This window comes from Primorskyibacter sp. S187A, assembly GCF_049800955.1.
Classification (GTDB): domain Bacteria; phylum Pseudomonadota; class Alphaproteobacteria; order Rhodobacterales; family Rhodobacteraceae; genus JAKVBH01.
The window spans coordinates 320,194-339,801 of sequence record NZ_JBNAGA010000001.1; the positions used below are offsets into that span (position 1 = coordinate 320,194).

At 63.0% G+C, this 19,608-nt stretch carries 20 protein-coding genes; 8 read left to right on the plus strand and 12 right to left on the minus strand.

What is annotated here, in order from left to right:
- Positions 1–3 precede the first annotated feature (3 nt).
- A complete protein-coding gene (locus tag ACP15S_RS01710; RefSeq protein ID WP_425039629.1) occupies positions 4–243 on the plus strand; it encodes a hypothetical protein in 240 nt (79 codons plus the stop codon).
- Here the strand turns inward: ACP15S_RS01710 and ACP15S_RS01715 are convergent.
- Complete coding sequence (locus ACP15S_RS01715) at positions 212–1,690, minus strand: PLP-dependent aminotransferase family protein (protein ID WP_425037850.1); 1,479 nt, start codon at positions 1,688–1,690, stop codon at positions 212–214. The genes ACP15S_RS01710 and ACP15S_RS01715 overlap by 32 nt on opposite strands.
- A 398-nt stretch (positions 1,691–2,088) precedes the next feature.
- On the opposite strand from ACP15S_RS01715, the gene ACP15S_RS01720 reads away from it, so the two are divergent.
- The gene (locus ACP15S_RS01720; RefSeq protein WP_425037852.1) at positions 2,089–2,634 is read left to right on the plus strand and encodes a hypothetical protein; all 546 of its coding nucleotides are present in this window, start codon (positions 2,089–2,091) and stop codon (positions 2,632–2,634) included.
- A gap of 44 nt (positions 2,635–2,678) precedes the next feature.
- Here ACP15S_RS01720 and ACP15S_RS01725 read toward each other — a convergent pair whose 3' ends face one another.
- From ACP15S_RS01725 to guaD, 3 genes are all read right to left on the minus strand, one after another.
- A complete protein-coding gene (locus ACP15S_RS01725; protein ID WP_425037854.1) occupies positions 2,679–3,422 on the minus strand; it encodes a GNAT family N-acetyltransferase in 744 nt (247 codons plus the stop codon).
- On the minus strand, positions 3,364–4,758 hold the full coding sequence (locus tag ACP15S_RS01730; RefSeq protein ID WP_425039630.1) for an aspartate aminotransferase family protein: 1,395 nt from the start codon (positions 4,756–4,758) through the stop codon (positions 3,364–3,366). Before ACP15S_RS01730 ends, ACP15S_RS01725 begins: the two co-directional genes overlap by 59 nt.
- A gap of 183 nt (positions 4,759–4,941) precedes the next feature.
- Complete coding sequence (gene guaD, locus ACP15S_RS01735; RefSeq protein ID WP_425037855.1) at positions 4,942–6,249, minus strand: guanine deaminase; 1,308 nt, start codon at positions 6,247–6,249, stop codon at positions 4,942–4,944.
- Between the two features lie 114 nt (positions 6,250–6,363).
- Between guaD and mgtE the strand changes: the two genes are divergently transcribed.
- Complete coding sequence (gene mgtE, locus ACP15S_RS01740) at positions 6,364–7,758, plus strand: magnesium transporter (RefSeq protein WP_425037856.1); 1,395 nt, start codon at positions 6,364–6,366, stop codon at positions 7,756–7,758.
- The gene (locus tag ACP15S_RS01745; RefSeq protein ID WP_425037857.1) at positions 7,755–8,312 is read left to right on the plus strand and encodes a 5-formyltetrahydrofolate cyclo-ligase; all 558 of its coding nucleotides are present in this window, start codon (positions 7,755–7,757) and stop codon (positions 8,310–8,312) included. The genes mgtE and ACP15S_RS01745 overlap by 4 nt, the downstream gene beginning before the upstream one ends.
- A 49-nt stretch (positions 8,313–8,361) precedes the next feature.
- On the opposite strand, the gene ACP15S_RS01750 is transcribed toward ACP15S_RS01745, so the two are convergent.
- The 8 genes from ACP15S_RS01750 to ACP15S_RS01785 form a co-directional block, all read right to left on the minus strand.
- Positions 8,362–9,390, minus strand: coding sequence for a serine hydrolase domain-containing protein (locus ACP15S_RS01750; RefSeq protein ID WP_425037858.1), 1,029 nt, complete (start codon positions 9,388–9,390; stop codon positions 8,362–8,364).
- Positions 9,387–10,097, minus strand: coding sequence for a hypothetical protein (locus ACP15S_RS01755; RefSeq protein ID WP_425037859.1), 711 nt, complete (start codon positions 10,095–10,097; stop codon positions 9,387–9,389). The genes ACP15S_RS01750 and ACP15S_RS01755 overlap by 4 nt, the downstream gene beginning before the upstream one ends.
- Positions 10,094–10,987 carry an SDR family oxidoreductase gene (locus ACP15S_RS01760; protein WP_425037860.1) on the minus strand — a complete coding sequence of 298 codons (894 nt, stop codon included), beginning with the start codon at positions 10,985–10,987 and terminating at the stop codon, positions 10,094–10,096. Before ACP15S_RS01760 ends, ACP15S_RS01755 begins: the two co-directional genes overlap by 4 nt.
- A gap of 150 nt (positions 10,988–11,137) precedes the next feature.
- Positions 11,138–11,500 carry a glycine zipper family protein gene (locus ACP15S_RS01765; RefSeq protein WP_425037861.1) on the minus strand — a complete coding sequence of 121 codons (363 nt, stop codon included), beginning with the start codon at positions 11,498–11,500 and terminating at the stop codon, positions 11,138–11,140.
- 106 nt (positions 11,501–11,606) lie between these two features.
- On the minus strand, positions 11,607–12,632 hold the full coding sequence (locus ACP15S_RS01770) for an AraC family transcriptional regulator (RefSeq protein WP_425037862.1): 1,026 nt from the start codon (positions 12,630–12,632) through the stop codon (positions 11,607–11,609).
- A 97-nt stretch (positions 12,633–12,729) separates the two neighbouring features.
- Complete coding sequence (locus tag ACP15S_RS01775; protein WP_425037863.1) at positions 12,730–13,119, minus strand: YybH family protein; 390 nt, start codon at positions 13,117–13,119, stop codon at positions 12,730–12,732.
- A gap of 41 nt (positions 13,120–13,160) precedes the next feature.
- Positions 13,161–13,823 carry a DUF4386 domain-containing protein gene (locus ACP15S_RS01780; protein ID WP_425037864.1) on the minus strand — a complete coding sequence of 221 codons (663 nt, stop codon included), beginning with the start codon at positions 13,821–13,823 and terminating at the stop codon, positions 13,161–13,163.
- 12 nt (positions 13,824–13,835) lie between these two features.
- A complete protein-coding gene (locus tag ACP15S_RS01785; RefSeq protein ID WP_425037865.1) occupies positions 13,836–14,816 on the minus strand; it encodes an NAD(P)-dependent alcohol dehydrogenase in 981 nt (326 codons plus the stop codon).
- 102 nt (positions 14,817–14,918) lie between these two features.
- Here ACP15S_RS01785 and ACP15S_RS01790 point away from each other — a divergent pair, with 102 nt between their 5' ends.
- The 4 genes from ACP15S_RS01790 (at position 14,919) to ACP15S_RS01805 (ending at position 19,603) form a co-directional block, all read left to right on the plus strand.
- Complete coding sequence (locus ACP15S_RS01790; RefSeq protein ID WP_425037866.1) at positions 14,919–15,800, plus strand: LysR family transcriptional regulator; 882 nt, start codon at positions 14,919–14,921, stop codon at positions 15,798–15,800.
- 266 nt (positions 15,801–16,066) lie between these two features.
- Positions 16,067–16,885 carry a TIGR00282 family metallophosphoesterase gene (locus ACP15S_RS01795; RefSeq protein ID WP_425037867.1) on the plus strand — a complete coding sequence of 273 codons (819 nt, stop codon included), beginning with the start codon at positions 16,067–16,069 and terminating at the stop codon, positions 16,883–16,885.
- Positions 16,882–17,832, plus strand: coding sequence for a DMT family transporter (locus ACP15S_RS01800; protein WP_425037868.1), 951 nt, complete (start codon positions 16,882–16,884; stop codon positions 17,830–17,832). The genes ACP15S_RS01795 and ACP15S_RS01800 overlap by 4 nt, the downstream gene beginning before the upstream one ends.
- A complete protein-coding gene (locus ACP15S_RS01805; RefSeq protein ID WP_425039631.1) occupies positions 17,825–19,603 on the plus strand; it encodes an SLC13 family permease in 1,779 nt (592 codons plus the stop codon). The genes ACP15S_RS01800 and ACP15S_RS01805 overlap by 8 nt, the downstream gene beginning before the upstream one ends.
- The last annotated feature ends 5 nt before the right edge of the window (positions 19,604–19,608 follow it).

A 19,608-nucleotide genomic window follows, 5' to 3' on the forward strand; every position in this document is an offset into this window, starting at 1 on the left:
CCGATGTTTCCAACTCTGATCGGAACCGTCGTTATTGCGGGGATCGTTGGCTATGTGTCTGAAAAGACAGGCTGGACTCGCAATGGTATCTTGCAAAGCATCATCATATGCATCGGTGGCGCGTTCCTGTTTTACTTTGTCCGGCTGATGTTTGGATTTGGGTTCAGCTCCCCGGGGATGAATGCGATTGTGTCTTCGATCGGGGCTTTGATTATTGTGCCGTTTCACTGGCGACGGCGTTGATCGCAGCGGCCACGCGGGCCAAACCGGGCTCGATCCGCGCCTCTGAAATCGACGAATAGCCCAAGCGGTAGAAGCATCGCGGCGCGTTGGATTGGCCAAAAAACGTGTGTCCGGGTTCGATCAAAACACCTTCCGTGCGCAGGCGATCTGCGAGGACTTGTGTATCGACGCCTTCGGGCGCGCGCATCCACAGTGACGAGCCGCCTTCTGCCGTTGTGCCGGCCATGTTAAGCCCATGACGCGCGATGCCCGCGAGCATGGCGCGCCGCCGATTGGTCAGGGCGCGGGAGATTTTGCGGACCAAAGCATCGTAATGTCCACGCGCCAGAAAGTAGGCGGCGGTGCGTTGCAGATGGCCCGGCGGATGGCGCAGAACAGTGGCGCGCAAAGCGCGTGCTTCGCGAATAAATGCAGCAGAAGCAACGAGATAGCCGAGGCGCAATCCGGGAAAGAGCGATTTTGAGAAGCTGCCCACATAGATCACACGGCCTTCGGTATCGAGTGATTTGAGCGCAGGCGAGGGGTTGTCCTTGCTGGCAATCTCGAACTCGTAATCATCCTCCACGATCAGCGCGTCAATCTCTCTCGCGCGCTCCAGAAGCGCATCGCGCCGGGCCAATGGCATGGTCGCCGCCGTGGGGCAATGGTGGCTGGGCGTGCAGAAAATCACGTCCGTGTGGCCCGGAATATGCTCCGGCGGCAAGCCATCGGCATCCACCTCCACCATCGAGAGATGACAGCGCGACAGCTTCAGAATATCGCGCAGCGCAGGATAGCCCGGCTCCTCCAGCGCCGCCGTGCGTCGTTGCGACAGCAGTACCTGCGCGGCAAGCCAAAGCGCATTCTGCGCGCCCAGCGTGACAAGCACCTCTTCCGGTTCGGCATAGATCCCCCGGCGCGGCAGGGTCTGGCGGATCAAAAAGGACGTCAGCTCGGGATCGTCGGCATCATGATAATCGGATGTCAGCGCGGAAAAGTCTCTTGCACCAAGGGCTTGCAGGGCGCAGAGGCGCCAGTTGGCATGATCGAAGAGGGACGGATCGGTCTGCCCATAGACGAAGGGATAGCGGTAGGATTGCCAATCTGCGGGCTTCAGGGCTGTGGCCTGTGTGGCCATGCGCTGCGGCAGGGCGCGGGCCCAATCGACGGCATCCACCCGCTTGGGAGGACGGCGATAGGTTGTCGGGTCGGGCGCATTGTCCGAGACGAAATAGCCCGAGCGCCCCTTCGCCGTCAGGTAGTCATTGGCCAGAAGCTCGGTATAGGCCAGCGTGACCGTGATGCGGCTCACGCCCAGATGCTGCGCCAATTTGCGCGATGAGGGCAACTTGTCTCCCGGGCGCAAAAGCCCTGTGAGCACGTTATTCGCGATCATCTGCTGAATCCGCGTCTGCAGCGTGCCGTGGCTGTGTGGATCGAGGAAATAGGCTTCGATGGGCAGGGACATGCCTGCACTCTAGTCTGGACTTAAGCGTAAGGCAATCTGGCCTTAAGGCCAGCCCATGGCGCCTGACGAAACCAAGCCGCGCCACAGGGGGCTTTTGGGAGGGCTTTTGGGGGGCTTTTGTACGAAACACCCTCCAAATCGCACAAAATGGGCGTTGCGTGCGGCGGTCAGCGCGCGCTCACTGCGCAACGGGCCATGCGCTGGCGAGGCGCTCCAACTTGAACAGCTGACATCAGGGCCCTTTGCCCTAGCCCCGACACTGTGCGACGGTGCCTCGGGATGACACTTCGCAGTTGGGAGAAGACCACGTGAAAGCAAGTTTGTCTGTCGCCATCATGTGTGTTGCCTTGGCACTGGAAGGATTGACCGCGCCAGCCATAAGTCAGACGCCGCCCCCCATGTATGTTCAAAACACCTTCGGGTTTGTCACGCAGACGCAACTGCCCGCATGGGCAAGCGTGAATGCGCCGCTGGACAGGGCTAAGGTGTCTCGCGATCAGGGAAAAAACGCACAGGGGCGCGATGTCTATATCTGGGAGCTGATCCCAAAATCTGAGAGCTTCGATGCATGGACCAAGCTCTATGCCGTTTACGTGGAGCGACCATTGAAGCCCAATGTGGAAGGCTATGCCGGGGGCGAGATCAAGCGGTATGACAGGGCCTGCACGTCATCATACGTTCAGATTTTTGAAGAGGTGACGCCCGATGCGGCGCTGTTCGTCGTCTTTTGCGGCGCCTATCGGAATGATCCCGAAACCGGAGAGGTCGTTCTCTACCACATGCAGATGCGCGGCGATGTTTTGGTCAAGCATTACTATCACCAGCGCGTGCCCGCCTATGAGGCCACGGCCGAGGGATTGACGGCAGGTTTGCCGCTTCCGGAGCAAGACATCGTTGAGATGTATAGAACGGTGGCACAGCTGCGGTTGGGCGACCCGGAGTGACGGGCTTTTGAGCGCGCGGGGATCGGCGTCTGACTATCCCTTCGTCATGCGCGCGGCATGACCAATCGAGAGCGCTGTACCCCGTTTGCATCGAAATTGCCCGGATCGAGCCAGCGGGTGAACTCGGATTTGAGCGCGGGCCATTCGTGATCGAGGATGGAGAACCAGGCCGTGTCCCGGTTGCGGCCCTTGGTGATTGTGGCTTGTCGGAAGATGCCCTCGAACTGAAAGCCCAGCCGTTGCGCGGCGGCGCGCGAGGGCGCGTTGAGGGCGTCGCATTTCCATTCGTAGCGGCGATAGCCCAGATCGTCGAAGGCATGGGCCATCATCAGGAACATGGCCTCCGTGGCGATCCGGCTGCCCTTCATCGCGGGGGAGAAGTGGATATAGCCGACTTCGATGGAGGCGCTGGCAGGCTGTATCCGCAGGTAGCTTGCATGGCCCAGAGCGCGGCCGCCGGGATCACAGATCGCGAAAAGCAGGGGGTCTTCGCGCCCCTCCGCCGTCTCGCAAAAGGCGGCGCAGTCCTCTTGCCGCACGAAGGGCTCTTCAGGCAGGTAGGTGAAGCCCGGGGCATCCTCGGCAAAGGCCTCGAACAAGGCCGGCGCGTGGGCGCGGGTCAGCGGCTCGAGGCGGCAATACTGGCCCAGAAAAATGCCACGCCCCGGAGAGGGACGCGGCACTTCGATCTCAACAGGCCGCCCGATGGGCTGGCCATATGTGTTTTGCCTATCCAAAGACCCGGCCCAGAGCGCCATCCACGGCACCGACGATCTGGTCGATGTCATCCTTGGTGGCGATCAGCGCGGGCGAGAAGCACAGCGTGTTGTTGCGCCCGGGCAGGGAGCGGTTCGTCGCGCCGATGATCACGGCCTGGGCCATGCAATCCTTGACGACCGCTTGCACCATGGCCTCTGCGGCAGGCTCACGGGTCTCACGGTCTGCGACCAGCTCAGCGCCCAGGAAGAGGCCCTTGCCACGCACCTGACCGACAACCGCGTGCTTGTCTTGCAGCGCGCGCAGCTGGTCTTTCATGTAGTGACCCATGTCGATCGTGTTCTGCAGCAGACCTTCGTCTTCAATGATCCGCATATTCTCGAGCGCGGCGGCGGGCCCGGCGGTGCAGCCGCCGAAGGTCGAGATGTCGCGGAAGTAGTTCATCGGATCGGAGCTGTCGTCCTTGAACATGTCAAAGACTTCGTTGGTCGTCGCCAGCACGGAGATGGCCGCATAGCCCGAGGCCACGCCCTTGGCCATTGTGACCATGTCGGGCTTGATGCCGTAATGCTGGTAGCCGAACCATGTGCCGGTACGGCCCACGCCGCAGACGACCTCGTCGATATGCAGCAGGATGTCGTATTTCTTGCAGATCTCCTGCACGCGCGGCCAATAGCCCTCGGGCGCCTCGATCACGCCGCCGCCCGCTGTCACCGGCTCAAGGCAGAGCGCGCCGATGGTCTCGGGGCCTTCGCGCAGGATGACCTCTTCGATCTGGTTGGCGGCCCATTCGCCGTAGTTTTCCTCCGGCGCGCCGTCCTGCTCATGCTTGCGGTATTCCAGGCAATGGGGCACGCGGACAAAGCCCGGCGCGAAGGGGCCGTATTGCGCATTGCGCTCGTCTTGCCCGCCTGCAGACATCGTGGCCAGTGTCGAGCCGTGATAGTCGCGGTCGCGGTAGAGGATCTTGTGCTTCTTGCCGCCGTAGCGCTTGTGCGCGATCTGGCGAACGATCTTGAACGCCTTCTCATTGGCCTCGGAGCCGGAATTGGCGTAGTAAACGCGGTCCAGGCCGGGCATCTTCTCGATCAGCCGCTCGGCAAAGCGCGCGCCGGGGATCGTGCCCACGGTGCCGCCGAAGAAGTTCATCTTCACGATTGCATCGCGCACCGCATCGCCCATGCTTTCGCGACCGTAGCCAACGTTCACGGTCCATACCCCACCGGCGACCGCATCAATATGCTCGATGCCTTTCTGGTCCCAGACGCGCAGGCCCTTGCCCTCGACGATGATCTTGGGATCGGCGCCTGTAAAGAAGGGTTCGTGCTGGATCAGGTGATGCCAGACATGGGCGCGGTCTGCTTCGATCACGCCAGAAAGATCATTTTCGTTGAAAGTTCCGTCGATCATAATGCGACCCCCGGTTGCACGCGTTGTATCCTTACTATGCCAGAAACCCGGCTTTCGTGCCAAGAAATAGGGCCAGATGATTTCGTGATATAGGGCCAGATGGGCGACACCTTCGGGCAAGCCATTGGCGCATCGCGATTTTGGCAGATTTCTGCGGGCCTCACCTGCGCGGCATGGCCCTCACCCGATGGCGCGACGACCGGCAATCCAGACGCCTGCAACAGAGCGGTCATCGCCCATCATGATTGTGGGGAAGATGGCCTCCCAGACATCGCGCGCGCGCTCGGCGCGTTGTTCAATCGCAAAGGTCGCGCCCATATCCAGCGCCACGAGATCTGCCGCGCTGCCCTCCGCAAGCGTGCCGATCTCATGATCGAGATGCAGCGCGCGGGCCGAACCGGCTGTGGCCAGCCAGAGCAGCTGCGCCGGGTGCAGCGCCGTGCCGGTGAGCTGCCCGATCTCATAGGCCGCGGCCATGGTGCGCAGCATCGAGAAGGACGAGCCGCCGCCGGTATCCGTGGCCAACCCGATGGAGAGCCCGCGGGCTTGCAGCGCGGCCATCTGAAAGAGGCCGGAGCCAATGAAAGTGTTCGACGTCGGGCAATGGACGAGCGCCGCGCCGACCTCGGCCAGCCGGTCAACCTCGCGCGGCTCCAGGTGGATCGCGTGGCCGTAGAGCCCGCGCGCGCCAAGAAGCCCGTGGGCCTCATAGGTATCGAGATAGTCGCGCGCGTCGGGATAAAGTTCCCGGACCCAGGCAATCTCGTCGGTCTGTTCGCTCAGATGCGTCTGCATCAGGCAATCGGGATGGGCGGCCCAGAGCGCGCCCAGCGCCTCAAGCTGATCCGGCGTCGAAGTGGGCGAGAAGCGCGGCGTGATGGCGTAGGTCAACCGATCCATCCCATGCCAGCGGGCAATGAGCGCGGCGCTCTCGTCATAGGCGCTCTGCGCGGTGTCTTGCAGTCGCAGCGGCGCGTTGCGGTTCATGCAGGTCTTGCCTGCGACGATGGCCTGCCCCCGCGCTTGCGCACAGGCAAAAAGCGCATCGACGCTGCCGGGGTGGATCGTGCAGAAACTGGCGACACTGGTGGTGCCGTTCTGCGTGGTCAGCTCAAGGTAGCGCGTGGCCACTTCCATGGCGTAATCGGGCGCGTCAAAGAGCTCTTCTTCAGGGAAGGTATAGGTGTTGAGCCAGTCAATCAGCCGCTTGCCCCAGCTCGCGATAATGCCGGTCTGGGGGTAGTGGACATGGGCGTCCACAAAGCCCGGCAGCAAAAGTGCGTCGCCCATCTCGACCGTCTCTGTGCCGGGATAGGCCGCGCGCAAGGCGTCAGCCTCCCCGACCCGGACAATCCGCCCGGCCTCAATCGCAATGGCGCCGCGACGCAGGTGGCGCGCGGCCTCAGGCACGGGCGTCTCAAAAGGGTTGGACTGAATGTCCAGAACTTGCCCGCAAATCAGCTGCATCTCTGCCTCTCCTGTCATCATGGGCAGCGTAAGCGCTCTGTGCGGGCGGGTAAATGGCATCCGGGCTCTGTTCCTCCTCCGGTGCAGGGCCTATGGTGCGCCCACGCTTCGACCGCCCAGCAGGAGGCCCGCGCCATGCTTGAGACAGCCGATCCCAGCCAGCCCAACGACGCCGCACAGGATGCGGGCTACACTTTGGAGAAATCCAGAATCGCTTCGATCCTTGCGGCAGTCGATGCGGGCGACCGGGATGCGCTCATGGCGGAGATGGAGCCGCTGCACCCCGCCGACATCGCCGATTTGCTCGAACAGGTCGGCGCGCAGGAGCGCATGGGGCTCGTCAGGCTCTATGATGCGGAATTTGATGGCGAGATTCTCTCGGAGCTTGATGAGAGCGTGCGCGAGGATGTCATCGACGTCCTCACCCCGGAAGTGCTCGCGGATGCGGTGCGCGAGCTCGAGACGGACGATGTGGTCGATCTCATCGAAGATCTTGAGGAGCCGCAGCAGGAGGCCATCCTCGATGCGCTGGAAGACACGGACCGCGCGGCTGTCGAGCAATCGCTGAGCTATCCCGAATATTCCGCAGGCCGTCTGATGCAGCGCGAGGTCGTGATGGCGCCCGAGCACTGGACTGTCGGGGATGCAATCGATTTCATTCGGAAAACAGATGATCTGCCAGAGCAATTCTACCACGTCATTCTGGTGGACCCGCGCCTGCACCCCATCGGCAACGTGACCCTGGGCCGTCTCATGGGCGCGCCGCGCACAGCCGCGCTCAAGAACCTGACCGAGCAGATGTTCAAGGTCATCCCCGCGACGCAGCCGGAATCCGAGGTGGCCTATGCCTTCAATCAATACCACCTGATCTCGGCGCCCGTTGTCGATGACGAGGGCCGGCTCGTGGGGCAGATCACCATCGATGATGCGATGATCGTGCTGGATGAGGAACATGATGAGGACATCCTGCGTCTGGCGGGTGTGAACGAGGAAAGCACGCTCTCCGATACCGTGATCGCAACCACCAAGCGGCGCTTTCCGTGGCTGGCGGTCAATCTGATCACCTCGATCCTGGCCTCGCTTGTGATTGCTCAGTTTGAAGTGGCGCTGGCCCAGATCGTGGCGCTTGCGGTGCTCATGCCTATCGTGGCCTCCATGGGCGGCAATGCGGGCACGCAATCGCTGACCGTGGCCGTGCGCGCCATTGCCACCAAAGACCTCACGGCGGCCAATATGTGGCGGGTGATCCGGCGCGAGGTGCTGGTGGGGCTGATCAACGGCCTCATCTTCGCGGTGGTCATGGGCGTGGTCGGCATGATCTGGTTTGGCTCACCCGCGCTGGGCTATGTGATCGCGGCGGCCATGGTGATCAACCTCGTAGTGGCGGGCCTCGCGGGGACGGTCATCCCCGTGGTGCTCGAGAAACTCGGGATTGACCCGGCACTGGCCTCGGGCGCCTTTGTCACGACGGTCACGGATGTGGTGGGTTTCTTCGCCTTTCTGGGCCTTGCCGTTGTGGTGCTGCTATGAGCCTCGATGCCTTGAAGGCAGACGCGCGCAAGGCGGCCTTTGCGCGCCGCAAGGCGGCCCATGGCGCAGATCCCGGCACTGGCGCGGGCCATCTCTCGGCGCTTTTGGCGGGCCATCGCGGCGTGCCTCTGGCGGGCTACATGCCGATCCGCACGGAAATTGATCCGTTGCCCGCGATGGAAGAGGCCGCAGCCCACGGGCCGGTCGCTGTGCCTGTCATAGAGGCTGCGGGCCGGCCCTTGCAGTTTGCCCGCTGGGAGCCGGGCATGGAGATGGTCAAGGGCATGTTCGGGGCGGCGATCCCCGCGCGGCTTGACTGGGTCGTGCCCGAGATTGTGATTGTGCCGCTGGTGGCCTTTGACCGGCACGGTGGACGCTTGGGCTATGGCGGCGGGTTTTATGATCGGACGCTGGAGGGTCTGCGCGCGCGCGGTCCGGTTCTGGCCGTGGGCTTTGCCTATGCGGCACAGGAGGCGGATAACCTGCCGCTGGAGCCTACGGACCAGCCGCTCGATCTGATCGTGACGGAGGCGGGCGTGTTTGAGCAGGGCTGACCTGTTTGCCGGGGTGCAGGCCCCATATCGCGAGCCCGCTCATTGCCGCTTATCCCTGCGCGTTCTGACAGGCGCGCAGCACGCGGTGCATGAAGCCTATAGGCCGCTGCGGCGCATCTGTCTGGTTGAACGTGCCGATGACGTAGCTGTCTTGCTCGGGGGCGTAGAAGGCGAAGGTGCCGCTGGCGCCGGAATGCCCGATCAGCTCTGGCGTGGCGCGCAGCAAGGTCATCCAGCGCGGCAGCTTGATGCGCATCAGGCCGTATCCATAGTGCAGCGGGAAGAAGAGCTGGTTCCACTGGCGCATCTGCGCGGCGCTATGGGGTGTGAAGAGCTGGCCCTGCATGAAGGCACGCAGAAAGATCAGCATCTCATCCAGTGTCGAGATGATGCCGCCGTCGGCAGTCATGCTTGTCAGGATGTGCGGGACGTCCAGACGCCTGTCCTTGTGATAGATCGGCAGGCCTGCGTCGGGGCCCTGCAAAACGCCCGTCTGTTTGAGGCCAAGCGGGTCACAGATGCGGCTCTGAAGCGCCTGATCATAGGTCTGGCCGGTGATGGTTTCGATCACGGCCCCAAGCAATTGGTAGTTGGTGTCGGAGTAATGCGACCTGCCGCTGTCGGGCGCGGCCTGTGGTGGCAGCGCCTTCGTCATTTGCAGGACGTCGCGCATGTCATAGCTGCGATCCTTGCCCCTTTTCAGATCTCTCGCCAGATCGCTTTCATAGTAATCGGCCAGGCCGGATGTGTGATGCAGGAGGTGGCGCAGGGTCAGCGCGGGCCCGTGATCCACCCCGTTCACGATGTGCAGCCCGGACAGATCCAGCGCGGGCAGGATGTTTTGCACCCTCTCACCCAGCGCGATGCGTTGCGCGTCCACGAGCTGCATGATCAGCGTGGCGGTGAACATCTTGGTGATGCTGGCAATCGCAAACCGGCTCTGCGGCCTTGCGGCCCCCGCGCTGCCTTTGAAATCCACCTGACCGTCGCCGGACCAGACCCGCAGCAGCACACCATTGGTATGTGTCCGCGCGCTTTGTGCGTCCATCAGGGCTTGAAGATCGTCCGCGAGGCTCATGGGGTCTTGCCTCCCTGGTCGGCAGGTTGGCTCTGCGGCGGCCCCCCTGCGCCGTCGCGGCCGAGACACAGCGACAGGCCCACTGCCACGAACCAGCCAATCGCGCCCAGCCCGAAGACCACGCCCGCGACATCTCCCAATGGGGGCAGAAGTGTCAGCACACCGCCGAGGCCAGTCAGGAGGCCAAGCCCGAGAACCGCGCTCCCGAAGATGCGGTGGCGCAGGCCGGCAAGGCTAAGGCAGAGGATCCACGCCCCTCCGGCAATCTCATTACCGCCGCCAAGGCCCAGTTCAACCGCGTGCAGCACCTCCCAGCTCCGGATTGCCGCGTCCAGATCGCGCGGTGACAGTGCGGCGACACGCTCGGTCGTCACATTGGCGAGCATGCCCGCGGCCAGAACCAGCGTTGCCCAGATCAGGCCGAAGGCGAGCGACGTGTTGGCCCAGTCCTCAGACAGGCGCCGCACCCGGCCCGCCAATGCAACAACCAGCACAGCAAGCGCCAGCGCATTCACGATGTAGATCGCCGTGTTCCACAACAGCAGGACTGCCGGGTTTTCTGCCGTGAACCCGACCACGGCGGCTGCATCAATCTCGCCTGTCCCGTAGCCGAGGCCCGCCAGAAACGTGACGAGAGCGGCAAAGCCGAAAATGTAGGTGCCCGCACAGATCAAGGCAGCGAGCCCGCCGATATGTTGCAGTGTCATGATCCGCTCCTTGCCATGGGTGAGTGGTCTGCGCGCGCTGGGCCAGCGGTTGCGAGGCGGTGCTCGAAGTGATCTTTCAGGGAATGGGTGCCGTGGGCCGTGCCAACCATGTCAAAGGCAAGCGCGCTGAGAAAGAAGCGGGCCGGGCCGCTGATCCGGCGCGGCGCCATATAGGGCAAAAGCCACAACGCGATGCGCCGAACAGTGTCAGGCAGAAAGACGATCCGGGGCGGGCGGCCGACACAGGCGAAGGCCAGCTCTGCAAGCGCCCGGTGTGTGAAGACCTCCGGGCCGCCCACGTCCCGCCAGTCAGCACCCTGTGACACCGCCTCTGCCGTAGCCGTCGCCAGATCCGCACCGTGGATCGGATTGATCCGCTGGCGCCCATCGCCAAACAGGAACACCCGTCCGGATTGCGCCATATCCAGAAAGTCGCCCATGTCCGAGAAATAGCCCGTGGGCGCGATGATCGTGGAGGCGATTGGAGAGCGCTGCAAATCCTCAACGAAGGCCGATTTGGCCGCAACCAGCGGCACATGCGCCAACGCATGGGCCTGCATGACGTGGATATAGGCAAACCGGCTCACATCCGCGCGCTCTGCCTCGCGCAAGAGATTGAGGTTGGCCTGATAGTCGACCTCCCAATAGCCCAGCCCATCGGCCTGTCGTGTGATGCCGAGACAGGAGACCACCAGATCGACGCCGGTCATGATCCCGTCGAGGGTCGCGGGCTCAGTCGCTTGCGCTTCGACAAGTTGGTCGGCGGCAATCGGATTGGCCTGCGGCATATGGCGCACAAGCGCGATCACATACCAGCCGCGGCGCTGGTATTCCGCGCAAAGATGGCGCCCAAGATAGCCGGTCGCGCCTGCGATAAACACGCGTTTCATGATACAGCCCTTGCCCTGGCGGCAAAACCTGCCTGCGGTTGCGGGGGACGGATGCGCGGCGGGTCCTCGCGCGGCCCGCCCGTGAGCAAAGCGCAGAGCGCCTGAAACCGCCGCGCGCGATAGCGTAGAATGTCAGTCATGGCGCAGCCCTCATCCAACGACCCGGTGGCCACGACCACGCAGGCATTCCACGACAATGGAGCTGCGCCGCTCGCGCACATCACCGGTGCTGGCGAGACCGCCCGCCAGCGCACCCGCCACAGCGCCGCCCAAAGCGTCGCCTCTCTCGGCTTCCCCCAGGGCCGCACCGGCGCCTGCGCCCAGAAGTGTTGCGCCCATGGTCTCGTGGTCCAGCTGGCTCTGGTCGCGGGCCAGGGCCTGACAGGCGGCAAGGTCCGCCTCATAGGCCGGGGTAGGCGTCCCGTCGAGGATGGGGTGGTGGTGCGCACCGCCATCGGCACAGGCGGTCAACAGGACCAGCCCGGCGAGGGGATGCATAGCTTTGCGTTTCATTGTCTGACCTTTCTCGTTTCAGTGTCGAGAAAGCAGATAGCCAGCCTCACGCGGTCAGGGCATGACCGCAGGTATCAAGGAATTGACACTTCGTAACAGACTGCGCTCAGAGGGCCTGACGCAGATAGGCGGTCGGGCTCAGCCCGGTCCAGCGTTTGAACGCGCGCACGAAAGAAGACGCCTCGGAGAAGCCCAGAAGATAGGCTGTTTCATTCACGGTGACCTTTTGGCCCTCAAGGTACTCCTTTGCCATCCGCTGGCGCAGGTCATCGTGTATCTCGGCAAAGGTCATCCCTTCCTCTTTCAGACGGCGATACAAGGTCTGGCGGCTCATCGCGATGTCCTTGGCCACCTTGTCCATCGAGATCGACCCCTCATGCAGCTTGGGCAGAATCTGCGCTTCGATCTGCGCGCGCACCGACGTATCGGCATGCAGTTTTGCCAGCATGTCATCCGCGTGGCGTGTGAAGACCCCGAAGGCATAGGCGTTTCCCGGGGCAAACTGGGTGTCGGGGCTGTCCCAGACCGGATCAATCTGCAACGCATTGCGGCGCGCGTTGAACTGCACGGGGATGCCGAACAACTCCGGATATTGATCCACATGGGGCGGCGGCGGGTAGGTCACCTCCATCGCGATCTCAAAGGTTGCGCCCGGGAAGGACCTGCGAAACTCACTGATGAACCGCGCGAAGGAAATCTCGGACCAAAAGGAGAAATCGGCTGGCAACACCAGATGATCCACGATCCAAAGCCCGCCTTCGTGGCGTTGCAATTCAAAGCGATCCACCCCCGGGGGCAGCTCGACATCGCCCATAAGGTGCAAATACCGGTTGAGTTGCTCGATCGAGTGGCGAAGGGAGGCCGAGGTATGCACGATCTGGCCAACCACCGACATGGACTCCAGTTCGGTCTCCAGCGTGTGCCGCAGCAAGAGCGCGGTATCGCCGGTCTGCGCGATGGCTGCGCCGATCAAGGCCTGATAAGCCGCCACTGGAATGCGGTTGTCCTGATCGGACAGGTCATCCTCCGTCAGCGCGCTTTGCGCCAGCAGGGTATCCCGGTCGGCGCCTTTCTCGCAGGCGAATGTGGTAAATGAAGCTGCAAAACCCGCGGCCATGGTCGGCTCAGTCACGATGGTTCCCTCGTTCCGATGATAGCCCGGACAGGCTATGCTGTTGTGCGGAGGCTTATCAACCGGTTGGCCTCGCACCCGGGCGCGCTGGGCGCAGTCAGGCCGCGTCCAACAGATCTGTGCCGTAGGAATTGTCAATCGTGCAGAGCCAGCCGTCCGCCGGGTCCTCGCGAAAGACATAGGTCGCGCGCCGGGTGACAGGCGTCTTGGCGTCGCCGATGAAGAGCTGTGTTTCCATAATGACCAGGGCCGTACCTGCGCCTTCAAACACATGCGCGCGGCCTTGGTGGACTGTCAGCCTGTGCTGGAAATGCCGGGCAATGGCGTTGAACGCGCGTCGGATCTGGGCTTTGCCCCGCGCGATCTGGCCGGGTTGAACCACCAGAACGGCATCCTCGGCATAAAACGACATGAGCCTGTCGAAGTCTTCGTTTGTGATGGCCTGGTCGGCTTGTTTGATCAGCTTCAGAACGGTGTGCTCAGACATGTCTTTCTCCTCTCCGGGATGTCGGTTCTTGTTACAGTGCATCAGGCCGCGGCCCTCCGCCGCGCGCCCCCCGGCTTGACCAGCAGCCACAGACAGAAGGCCGTTTCCGCGACCAAAGGCACGACATAGGCAGGCGCCATGAGCCCGTGCAGCTCCGGCGCGACAATGCGCAGTCCGCTCCCCGCGAGATAGACCAGCCCCGACAGGCCAATCCCCAGCCCCAGTATACGTGGCACAAAGCCTGACCTGGTGATCAGCTGCGCTGTCAAAAAGCAGTTCACCGCAAAGAAGATCAGGCCCAGATCGTAGCCATAGGCATGCAGGGCCAGATAGTGCAGCGAGAGATCAGCGCTGCCCACGATGAGTGCGGCCTGCAGGTTCAAAAGCCCCGCCGCGATCAGCCCTGATTGCAGCAAACGAAAGACCAATGCAGCCAGAGCCAGATCCGCAGAGACAGATCGGAACATGCGAAACAGCAGCAGCGCCAAGGCGGCATCAGCCAGCGCCATGACGACGTCCGCCAGGATCGACAGACGGAAGCGCAGGGATTGGGCATGAAGGGCCTGCATCGTGTGTTCGGCGGAGGCCGCGTCGATCAACGGCCCGCGCAAAGCGAGCTCCGATCCGACGCCGCAGATGATGATGGTCAGGTAGAGCGCCCCTGCAAGGCGCGCATGGCGCAGCGGGTCAGGATGGATATGCATCACTTTTTCTCCCTAAACCACGACGACATTGCCGCGCTTGCGCCCGGTCTCGACATAGCGATGCGCCTCCACCAGATCCGCAAGCGGATAGGTCCGATCCATGACCGGGGCGAAGTGATCGTTGGCCATCAGCGCAAGGATATCGGACAGCTCTTCGCGATGTACCGCTGGCGTTGCCAGGCCAGCGGCCGCAAAGCGGGCTGTCTTGCCACGGGTCCAACCCGTCAGCACCATATCGCGCAGGAGCCTGAACCCCAGCACGGGACAGATAAAACGCCCGTGACGCGTCAATGCCGATCTGGCCGCGCCGAAGGACGACACGCCCAGCGTGTCAAAGATGACATCATAGGTCTCGGTGCGCTTCAGGGGATCTTCACAGGCATAATCCACGACCTGATCTGCCCCCAGTGACGTCAGCAACTCCGCGTTGCGCGCACTCGCACTCGCCGTGACACGGGCCCCCAGAGCCTTGGCAAACTGAATTGCGGCCGTGCCCAAACTGCCGGAGCCGCCCAGGATCAGCACGCGCTCACCGGGTTGCAGCCTGGCGATACGGGTCAGGAAATGCCACGACGTGAGCGCGCCATCGCAGAGCGTGGCGGCTTCGTCATAGCTCACGCTTTGGGGCTTTTTCACAAGGCTGCCGTCCTGATCGAAGCAGATATGAGAGGCGTTCGCACCAAAGAGCAGCCCGGCTTCGCCAAAGACAGCATCGCCCACCGCAAACCGCGTGACGCCTTCGCCCAGAGCGATGACGTCACCTGCAAAACAGGTGCCCGACAGCCCGGCGCGCGGGCGTGTTAATCCCAGAAAGACCCGCGCAAATTTTGGGTGACCGGCGCGCATCAACCCATCGGCCCGCGTGACGGCAGAGGCGCGAATGCGGATCAAGACCTCGCGCGGCGCAGGGTGCGGCAATGGGCGCGATACCGGGCTTAACACGTCGGGGCCCCCATAGCGGGTGACATCCCAGGCAGTAAATGTAGCGTCCATGGGACCCTCCTTGTCTGACTGGGTGCAGAGATATCGGATGGATTTTCGTCCGGTAATTGGCTAATGTGATCCGCAACGGTTCAAAAACGATACAGTCATCACATGGATTGGAAATCGCTGCCTGCCTTTCTGGCCGTCGCCCGCTCGGGGTCCCTGCGTGCGGGGGCCGAGCAACTGGGCGGCACTCACGCGACCGTTCGGCGCCAGATCGAGGCGCTGGAGGCGCAATTGGGCACGATGCTCTTTCGCCGAAGCGCCGGGGGGCTGAGCCTCACGGCTGCGGGCCGACGGCTGTTGCCGCAAGCGCTGGATGCGGAGGCCGCATTGCTGAAAGGCTTCGGGGCCGTGAAAGGTCTGGATCGCGAGGCATCGGGCCGTATCCGATTGTCCGCCGATCCCATGACCGCGCATTACCTGCTGGCCCCGGCGCTCGCAGAGTTTGCGGCACTCTATCCGGACATCGAGATCGAGTTGAAATTGTCCTATGAGCTGGACTCGATTGCGCAGGACGAAACAGATGTATCCATCCGCCATGTCCTGTCGGTGGAGGGCGATGCGGTCGGGCGAAAGCTGTTCCCGCTGTCTCTGGGTGTCTTTGCAGCGCGCCTCTATATCGACGCGGAGCTGCCGAAAGCGGGCCCGCGGGGACGGGGGCTGACATGGATTGGCTATGGCGATGTGCCCGAGTTGCAGGACATGATCGAGACCTCGCCGTTTTCCGCGGCCAGGCAGCGCCACATTATCCGGGATCCTCAAATGCATTTGCATCTGGCCCGCGCGGGCGCAGGCATGACGTTCCTTGCAAACTGGGCGTCGAGCGTGTTTCCCGAGTTGCAACGCGTGCCGGGCACTGCGTTGGATCAGCGGCGCTCAACCTGGATCCTGCTGCATGGCGGGCTGCGCCGCGTCCGCCGCGCGCGCCTGCTGGTGGATTACCTGAGCGGCGCCCTGCTGGAGCGCCGCGCTGCGTTCATCGGTTCCTAACCGGTGCATCCCATAGAGCTTCGCGAAAAACATGGATCACGAAAACACGGACAAGCAATTGCTGTGTCGCGATTTTCATGATGCTCGATGCATCAGGTTTCCGTCGCAGCGCTTGAGGCACTGTGGGGGGCATGGCGCGCGTGTTGTTTCGTCAGTGTCCGCGGTCGTGCAGGCGCGCACGCTCTCTTGGTCTGACGCCCCACCCTTTCCAACAATTCTCGACACTGCCCCTTGCCGGGAGCGATGCGCATGCGTAGGCCTTGTCTATGCGAATTATGTTTCTCGGAGATGTGATGGGCCGGGCGGGCCGCAAAGCCGTTCAGGATCGGCTGGCGGATTTGCGCGCGGCGTGGAAGCTCGATCTGGTCATTATAAACGGCGAGAATGCGTCCAATGGCGCAGGGCTCACCGGTGATCACGCAAAGCTTCTGCTGGAGGCGGGCGCCGATGTGATCACGCTGGGCGATCACGCCTTTGATCAGCGCGACATGCTGCAATTCATCGAGCGCGAGCCGCGCATCCTGCGACCTCTGAATTACGCCAAAGATGCCCCGGGGCGCGGGGCAGCGATTTTCGAGGGGGGGCGCGGGCGCAAAGTGCTCGTTGTGCAGGCGCTGGGGCAGGTGTTCATGAAACGCCCCTTTGACGATCCATTCTCCGCCATTGATGCCACGCTCAACAAACATCGCCTCGGCGGCGGCGTGCAGGCGGCGGTTGTTGACATGCATTGCGAGGCCACCTCCGAGAAGATGGCCATGGGGCATTTCTGCGACGGGCGCGCGAGCCTTGTTGTGGGCACACATACCCATGTGCCGACGGCAGATGCGCAGGTGCTGCCCGGTGGGACGGGGCTTCTGAGCGATGCGGGTATGTGTGGCGATTACAATTCGGTCATCGGCATGGACAAGGCCGAGCCGCTGCGCCGTTTCATCACAGGCATGCCCAAGGGCCGCTTCCAGCCCGCCACGAGCGAGGCCACGCTGAGCGGTGTTGTCGTTGAGACTGATGACCGGACGGGCAGGGCCACGGCGATCCACATGGTCCGGCAGGGTGGGCGGCTGCAACAGGCAGGCCCGCCTGCGTGAGCGCACCTGTTTCTGTACCGCGACAGGGTTGGCTCTGGCTCGTTTTGATCCTGATGGGCGCGGGCTGGGGTCTGTCGCAGCCCTTGTCCAAGATTGCCGTCTCGACGGGGCACCAGCATTTCGGCCTGATCTTCTGGCAATTGACGATTTCAGCACTGGTGCTGCTCGCCCTGTTGCGTGTGCGGGGGCTCAGGCTGCGCTGGGACGGGGCGGCCTGCCGGATCTATATCCTCATTGCCTTGATCGGGACGATCCTGCCGCAATCGGCGAGCTATTCAGCGCTGGTGCATCTGCCCTCCGGCATTGCCTCGCTTGCGCTCACAATCATTCCGATGATCGCCTTCCCCATTGCTCTCGCGCTGGGCACGGATCGGTTTTCGTGGCGACGTTTTGGCGGGCTGTGCCTGGGCTTTCTGGGCGTCTTGCTCATCGTGTTGCCTGAGGCCTCTCTGCCGGAGCCGCATATGGCGGCCTGGGTGCTCGTGGCGATGATTGCGCCTGCGTTTTACGCCTTTGAGGGCAATTTCGTGGCCCGGTGGGGCACCGCGGGATTGGGGCCCATGGAAGTGATCGCGGGCGCATCGCTTCTGGGGGCAGGGATCTCTCTCGTGCTGGCCGTTGGCACTGGGCAGTTCATTGACCCGCTTGCCGGTTTTGGCGCGCCCGAATGGGCGTTTCTGGGCGCCACGGCTTTGCATATCGTGGTCTACACAACCTATGTCTGGATGGCCGGGCGCGCAGGCGCGACCTTCACGGCGCAGGTCAGTTACCTCGTGACAGGATTTGCCGTCCTCTGGGCGATGCTGCTGCTTGGCGAACGCTATCCGCTGATCATTTGGGCGGCCATGGCGGTGATGCTGGCGGGCATGGCCCTTGTTCAGCCGCGCGGGCAAAAGACGCTTGGCAACGGCCGCGCACCCGGCGACACTCCGGTCCGTGATGGCTGATTTCTTCGCCCTGTCCGAGATGGCGCAAGCGGTGCTGGCGCTTTGCGTGGTGTTTGCCATGTTTGCGCTGTTTGTGCGTGAGGTGTTTCCCACAGAGGTGGTGGCGATCGGCGGCGTGGCTGTCTTGCTGGCGACGGGTGTCTTGCCCTATGCCTCCGCGCTGGCTGTTCTGTCAAACCCCGCGCCCTGGACAATCGCGGCGATGTTTATCGTCATGGGGGCCTTGGTGCGCACGGGCGCGCTTGATGCCTTCACCAAGCTGGCCGACCGGCGCGCCAAGACGAACCCTGCTGCGGCCATCGCGCTCTTGATGGCCTTTGTCGTCGTGGCCTCGGCGGTTGTGTCCAACACGCCGGTGGTCGTCGTGATGATCCCGGTCTTCATACAGCTGGCGCGGACCATGGGGCTTTCGGCGTCCAAGCTGCTGATCCCGCTGTCTTATGGTGCGATCCTCGGCGGCACGCTGACGCTGATCGGAACCTCGACCAACCTGCTGGTGGATGGCGTCGCGCGCGCGCAGGGGCTGGAGCCTTTTACGATCTTCGAAGTCACGCCGCTGGGCATCATCCTCGTGATCTGGGGCATGCTGTATTTGCGCTACGTGAGCCCGTTGCTGCTGCCGGACCGGGACAGTATGGCGACGCTGCTGTCTGATCGCAGTCAGATGAAGTTCTTCACCGAGGCCGTAATCCCGCCCGAGAGCAACCTGATTGGACGGGAAGTCAACGGGGTGCAGCTCTTCAAGCGCCCGGGCGTGCGGCTGATCGATGTGATCCGGGGTGATCTTTCGCTGCGCCGCAATCTCAAGGACGTGGTGCTCCAAGTGGGCGACCGGGTCGTGCTGCGCACCCAGATGACAGAGCTGCTCTCGCTCCAGCGCAACAAATCGCTCAAGCGGCTTGATCAGGTCGGCGCGGTGGAGACGACGACGGTCGAGGTGCTGATCACGCCGGGCTGCCGGATGGTCAACCGGACGATGGGTCAGCTGCGCCTGCGGCGGCGCTACGGCGTCTATCCACTGGCTGTTCATCGACGCAACCAGAACATCGGCCAGATCGATGATCTGGTGATCCGCGTGGGCGATACGCTGCTGCTGGAGGGGGCGGCCGAAGACATCCAGCGTCTCGCGGTGGACATGGAACTGGGCGATGTCTCGCAACCCTCGGCGCGGGCCTTCCGGCGCACCCATGCGCCGATTGCGCTCGTGGCACTGGCCGGGATCGTCGGGCTTGCGGCCTTTGGCGTGGCGCCGATCTTTTTGCTGTCCATTCTGGCGGTTGCGGTGGTGTTGCTGACGCGGTGCATTGATGCCGAGGAGGCCTTTTCCTTCATTGACGGGCGTCTGCTGGCGCTCATTTTTGCGATGCTGGGGATTGGTGCGGCCCTTGAGGCCTCTGGCGCGGTGCGGCTGATTGTGGAGGCTGTGGCGCCCTATCTGGGCCTGTTGCCGGGGGCGCTGATCATCTGGGCGATCTATCTGCTGACCTCCGTTCTGACCGAGCTTGTCTCCAACAATGCGGTGGCGGTTGTTGTCACGCCCATTGCCATTGGGCTGGCGGATGCGCTGGGCCTTGATGCGCGGCCCCTCGTGGTTGCGGTTATGGTCGCGGCCTCTGCCAGTTTCGCCACGCCCATCGGCTATCAGACAAACATGCTGGTCTATGGGCCGGGCGGCTATCGCTTCACGGATTTCATGCGCGTGGGCATTCCGCTCAATCTCTCGATTGGCATTCTGGCCTCGCTGGTGATCCCGTTGATCTGGCCCCTGTGACGCCT

Bases quoted from the DNA above. Each gene is read 5' to 3' on its own strand.
- ACP15S_RS01745 (WP_425037857.1), top strand. From the start codon at position 7,755: ATGAGCCTCGATGCCTTGAAGGCAGACGCGCGCAAGGCGGCCTTTGCG.
- ACP15S_RS01715 (WP_425037850.1), bottom strand. From the start codon at position 1,690: ATGTCCCTGCCCATCGAAGCCTATTTCCTCGATCCACACAGCCACGGC.
- ACP15S_RS01725 (WP_425037854.1), bottom strand. From the start codon at position 3,422: ATGACATCGACCAGATCGTCGGTGCCGTGGATGGCGCTCTGGGCCGGG.
- ACP15S_RS01785 (WP_425037865.1), bottom strand. From the start codon at position 14,816: ATGGACGCTACATTTACTGCCTGGGATGTCACCCGCTATGGGGGCCCC.
- ACP15S_RS01790 (WP_425037866.1), top strand. From the start codon at position 14,919: ATGGATTGGAAATCGCTGCCTGCCTTTCTGGCCGTCGCCCGCTCGGGG.
- ACP15S_RS01805 (WP_425039631.1), top strand. From the start codon at position 17,825: ATGGCTGATTTCTTCGCCCTGTCCGAGATGGCGCAAGCGGTGCTGGCG.
- guaD (WP_425037855.1), bottom strand. From the start codon at position 6,249: ATGATGACAGGAGAGGCAGAGATGCAGCTGATTTGCGGGCAAGTTCTG.
- ACP15S_RS01755 (WP_425037859.1), bottom strand. From the start codon at position 10,097: ATGACACTGCAACATATCGGCGGGCTCGCTGCCTTGATCTGTGCGGGC.
- ACP15S_RS01710 (WP_425039629.1), top strand. From the start codon at position 4: ATGTTTCCAACTCTGATCGGAACCGTCGTTATTGCGGGGATCGTTGGC.
- ACP15S_RS01795 (WP_425037867.1), top strand. From the start codon at position 16,067: ATGCGAATTATGTTTCTCGGAGATGTGATGGGCCGGGCGGGCCGCAAA.
- ACP15S_RS01775 (WP_425037863.1), bottom strand. From the start codon at position 13,119: ATGTCTGAGCACACCGTTCTGAAGCTGATCAAACAAGCCGACCAGGCC.
- ACP15S_RS01720 (WP_425037852.1), top strand. From the start codon at position 2,089: ATGTATGTTCAAAACACCTTCGGGTTTGTCACGCAGACGCAACTGCCC.
- ACP15S_RS01760 (WP_425037860.1), bottom strand. From the start codon at position 10,987: ATGAAACGCGTGTTTATCGCAGGCGCGACCGGCTATCTTGGGCGCCAT.
- ACP15S_RS01765 (WP_425037861.1), bottom strand. From the start codon at position 11,500: ATGAAACGCAAAGCTATGCATCCCCTCGCCGGGCTGGTCCTGTTGACC.
- mgtE (WP_425037856.1), top strand. From the start codon at position 6,364: ATGCTTGAGACAGCCGATCCCAGCCAGCCCAACGACGCCGCACAGGAT.
- ACP15S_RS01780 (WP_425037864.1), bottom strand. From the start codon at position 13,823: ATGCATATCCATCCTGACCCGCTGCGCCATGCGCGCCTTGCAGGGGCG.
- ACP15S_RS01750 (WP_425037858.1), bottom strand. From the start codon at position 9,390: ATGAGCCTCGCGGACGATCTTCAAGCCCTGATGGACGCACAAAGCGCG.